The sequence below is a fragment of the Okeania sp. SIO2F5 genome (assembly GCF_010692685.1).
Lineage (GTDB): Bacteria > Cyanobacteriota > Cyanobacteriia > Cyanobacteriales > Microcoleaceae > Okeania > Okeania hirsuta.
Genome location: NZ_JAAHGU010000256.1, coordinates 1 through 4,503, shown reverse-complemented (window position 1 = coordinate 4,503; position 4,503 = coordinate 1). Strand labels below are relative to the sequence as shown.

The 4,503-nt window shown below is 49.6% G+C and carries 3 protein-coding genes; 2 read left to right on the top strand and 1 reads right to left on the bottom strand.

Features of this window, described 5'->3' with window-relative positions; all coding sequences use genetic code 11:
* The coding region (locus F6K27_RS32505; protein WP_287300968.1) for a tail fiber protein at positions 1–2,399 on the top strand (2,399 nt) is incomplete at its 5' end.
* A gap of 499 nt (positions 2,400–2,898) precedes the next feature.
* A complete protein-coding gene (gene msrA / locus F6K27_RS32500; protein ID WP_124146563.1) occupies positions 2,899–3,432 on the top strand; it encodes a peptide-methionine (S)-S-oxide reductase MsrA in 534 nt (177 codons plus the stop codon).
* A gap of 277 nt (positions 3,433–3,709) precedes the next feature.
* Here msrA and F6K27_RS32495 read toward each other — a convergent pair whose 3' ends face one another.
* Positions 3,710–4,339: a dienelactone hydrolase family protein gene (locus F6K27_RS32495; RefSeq protein WP_287280083.1), complete on the bottom strand. Its 630-nt coding sequence runs from the start codon at positions 4,337–4,339 to the stop codon at positions 3,710–3,712.
* Between the last annotated feature and the right edge of the window lie 164 nt (positions 4,340–4,503).

The following is a 4,503-nucleotide window of genomic DNA, read 5'->3' as shown; positions in this document are numbered from 1 at the left end:
CTCCTGGTGCTCCAGGATTAGATGGTGCTCCTGGTCTCGCCGGTCCGGCAGGTCCAGTTGGTCCGGCAGGTGTACCAGGAACTCCAGGACTAGATGGTGCTCCTGGTCTCGCCGGTCCGGCAGGTCCTGTAGGTCCGGCAGGTCCAGTTGGTCCGGCAGGTGTACCAGGAACTCCAGGACTAGATGGTGCTCCTGGTCTCGCCGGTCCGGCAGGTCCTGTAGGTCCGGCAGGTGTACCAGGAACTCCAGGATTAGATGGTGCTCCTGGTCTCGCCGGTCCGGCAGGTCCAGTTGGTCCGGCAGGTGTACCAGGAACTCCAGGACTAGATGGTGCTCCTGGTCTCGCCGGTCCGGCAGGTCCTGTAGGTCCGGCAGGTCCAGTTGGTCCGGCAGGTGTACCAGGAACTCCAGGATTAGATGGTGCTCCTGGTGCTCCAGGACTAGATGGTGCTCCTGGTCTCGCCGGTCCGGCAGGTCCAGTAGGTCCGGCAGGTGTACCAGGAACTCCAGGACTAGATGGTGCTCCTGGTCTCGCCGGTCCAGCAGGTCCTGTAGGTCCAGCAGGTCCAGTTGGTCCGGCAGGTGTACCAGGAACTCCAGGACTAGATGGTGCTCCTGGTCTCGCCGGTCCGGCAGGTCCAGTAGGTCCGGCAGGTGTACCAGGAACTCCAGGACTAGATGGTGCTCCTGGTGCTCCAGGATTAGATGGTGCTCCTGGTCTCGCAGGTCCGGCAGGTCCAGTAGGTCCGGCAGGTGTACCAGGAACTCCAGGACTAGATGGTGCTCCTGGTCTCGCCGGTCCGGCAGGTCCTGTAGGTCCAGCAGGTCCAGTAGGTCCGGCAGGTGTACCAGGAACTCCAGGACTAGATGGTGCTCCTGGTCTCGCAGGTCCGGCAGGTCCAGTTGGTCCGGCAGGTGTACCAGGAACTCCAGGACTAGATGGTGCTCCTGGTCTCGCAGGTCCGGCAGGTCCTGTAGGTCCAGCAGGTCCAGTAGGTCCGGCAGGTGCTCCTGGTGCTCCAGGATTAGATGGTGCTCCTGGTCTCGCAGGTCCGGCAGGTCCAGTAGGTCCGGCAGGTGTACCAGGAACTCCAGGACTAGATGGTGCTCCTGGTCTCGCAGGTCCGGCAGGTCCAGTAGGTCCGGCAGGTGTACCAGGAACTCCAGGATTAGATGGTGCTCCTGGTCTCGCAGGTCCGGCAGGTCCAGTAGGTCCGGCAGGTGTACCAGGAACTCCAGGACTAGATGGTGCTCCTGGTCTCGCAGGTCCGGCAGGTCCAGTCGGTCCGGCAGGTCCAGTCGGTCCGGCAGGTGTACCAGGAACTCCAGGATTAGATGGTGCTCCTGGTCTCGCAGGTCCGGCAGGTCCAGTAGGTCCGGCAGGTGTACCAGGAACTCCAGGACTAGATGGTGCTCCTGGTCTCGCAGGTCCGGCAGGTCCAGTCGGTCCGGCAGGTGTACCAGGAACTCCAGGACTAGATGGTGCTCCTGGTCTCGCCGGTCCGGCAGGTCCAGTCGGTCCGGCAGGTCCAGTCGGTCCGGCAGGTGTACCAGGAACTCCTGGATTAGATGGTGCTCCTGGTGCTCCAGGACTAGATGGTGCTCCTGGTCTCGCCGGTCCAGTAGGTCCAGTCGGTCCGGCAGGTGTACCAGGAACTCCTGGATTAGATGGTACTCCTGGTGCTCCTGGTCCCGCAGGTCCAGTCGGTCCCGCTGGTCCAGTTGGTCCGGCAGGTGTACCAGGAACTCCAGGATTAGATGGCGCTCCTGGTCCAGTGGGTCCAGTAGGTCCAGTAGGTCCAGCTGGTGCTCCTGGCCTTCCTGGTCTATCCGCTCAAGTAGGTCCACCACTGGCTTATATCATTGCAACAGAAGATGCTCCTGCAGGATTCTTCCCTGGAGAAGTAGTTTTGTTTGCTGGTACTGCAGCTCCTCCAGGATTCTTATCTCTTGAGGGTCAGTTATTACCCATCGCTGGAAATGAATCTCTATTCCGGGTATTAGGAACTTTATATGGTGGTGATGGAGTCACTAACTTTGCTCTTCCAAATCTCGTAGGTGTTAGTCCTGTTGGCCGACCTACAAGTGTAGAAGCTGTTCCTGCAGCCGGCGGTCCTACACTGTTAGTGGATTTAGGAAATGGCAATATAGTACCTGCTAACACGGTATTCGGAGATGTTGTAACGAATACAGGGGATACTGTAGGCCTCACAGATCTTCCAACTAACGATGTAACATTGCTCCAACAATTGCAGGCATTGCAACTAGAAGCACTTCGTGTAAATGACATGATACAAAATGAAGAGCTTCCTACTGGAGAGTCAATTCCTTTTGCAGGAGAGGCACCAGAAGAGACACCAGCAGAGGCACCATCCATATTCGTTCCAGTTACAAATTAATGTGTTTGAGACTTGACAGTTGAATTTTATCTCAACGTTGGTTGAAGACCCGCGCTCTCCCGTTGGCGGAGCCTAGCGGCAGCTATTAGGGGAGCGTCGCATGGGACAACCAATCAATAAGAGCGGTTCTTCCAAGGGTATGCTATTCTAAATAGAATTAGGCTGCTGGGCTAGCAGTGGAGCGTCTGTGGAGCGCGCCTTTAGACCAGAAAGAGGGAAAGGCCTCGGAGGCAGGTGCGGAGCGAAGCAGAAAGTCCTGAGTCGCGAGGTTTAGGAATCCCGCCTTGTCGCGCCATGCACAACGTCGGGAGGATGTCAATAGTCAATTCTCATAAACAAATAAAAAAAGACCTTGTAGGTATTAGAAACCTGCAAGGTTTTTTTTGAGTAAAAATTTAAAATCTGAATTAACTGATTTGAACTCAAAATTGCTATGCCCTAATCAGTTTACAATTAATATTTGATGGAAATTCAAGCCAAAATTTGGAGGGAAAAATTAATGTTAGATACAATTGTATTGGGTGGTGGATGTTTCTGGTGTGTAGAATCCGTCTTTCTTTCTGTAGCAGGGGTTAAAGAGGCAGAATCTGGTTATGCTGGAGGAAATACTAAGAATCCTGACTATAGATCTATATGTTCTGGAAAAACAGGCCATGCTGAGGTAGTAAAAGTCACTTTTGACTCTGAGAAAATATCACTGCGTGAAATATTAGAAATATTTTTTGTGACTCACGACCCCACAACACTTAACAGACAGGGGAATGATGTTGGTACTCAGTATCGTTCAATTATTATGTGTCACTCCCAAGAACAAAAAGATATTGCTCAAGAAGTTATTTCGACTTTGGATAATAATGGCACGTTTAATAGTCCGATCGTTACTGAAGTGGTTGATTTGAAGGAATATTATAGAGCTGAGGAGTACCATCAAAACTATTTTAACAAGAATCCTAATCAACCTTATTGTGCATTTTCCATTCCTCCAAAGTTGCAAAAACTCAAGAAATATTTCCCAGATAAGGTATCTGCATAAAGAGTTCTCGTATTCTTACTAAGAATAGGTTTGGCGATCGTAGCTGGGGAAAAGTGAACTTTCTGTTTCACTGTGTTTTACCCAAGATATACTAAATTATGGGGCGTTGCTGATGCGTTGCTATGATTTTCTTTAATAGCAATTTCGGGACGGATCGCGCACGCGAATCACTTAACTATTAACTTAAAAGGATTTTAGATTTTGCCAAATTGAGGTTTCATAGCTTGATTCAGCAACGCCAATTATCATTAATTAACTAAAATAGTGTTTTCTTTGATTAATTTTCAAACACACGATTAAAGAAAGGTATTATTTGAGACCAAGCTGAAGTAGTTGCAGCGGAGTCATAACGATAACCGTCATCACGCATAAAAGTATGTTCCGCTTCATATAAGAAAATTTGATGAGCTATACTCGCTTGTTCCAAAGCTTGAGCTACGGTTTGGCGATCGCCTTCTGGTGTATGACGGTCTTGAGTGCCGAATACTATCATTATCTCACCTTGAATTTCATTCACTCGTTTAATTGTATCAGCGACTCCCTTACCTAACTTGCCACTGGGAACACCAGTCGGGTAACAACAAACAGTGGCTTTGATCTCTTTCTCAAAAGCAGCCCGAAATGCTAAATGCCCACCAATACAAAAACCCATAGCACCTATTTTATCCTCAGCAACTGAACTTTCTGCTTTAAGAAATTCGATCGCAGCTCTGGTATCCGCATCATATTCAGCTATTTTAGTTCGACGTGCATTGTCATTACCCCGCATTCGCCCCAGGTCATCTGGCTCAATGACTAGACCCACTGGTTCAGTACGATGAAAAATTTCTGGGGCAGCTACTACATAACCATAACCAGCTAAATAATTAGCTAGACGAATTATCGGACTTCCCAATTGATATAGCAATGAGCGCTGGCATCTTTACATGTTACATAGATATTTGCAATGTAATATAAAAGTAACTGTATGAGCTGTATTTTTCATAAATTAGGCGATCGCTAAACCTTAAAGTTTTAAGGATGTCTGTAATGGTATTGATAATTTACAGTTTATAGCTTGAAATTGTTTAC

Excerpts from the sequence above, each read along its gene's own strand:
- msrA (WP_124146563.1), top strand. The coding sequence starts at position 2,899 with ATGTTAGATACAATTGTATTGGGTGGTGGATGTTTCTGGTGTGTAGAA.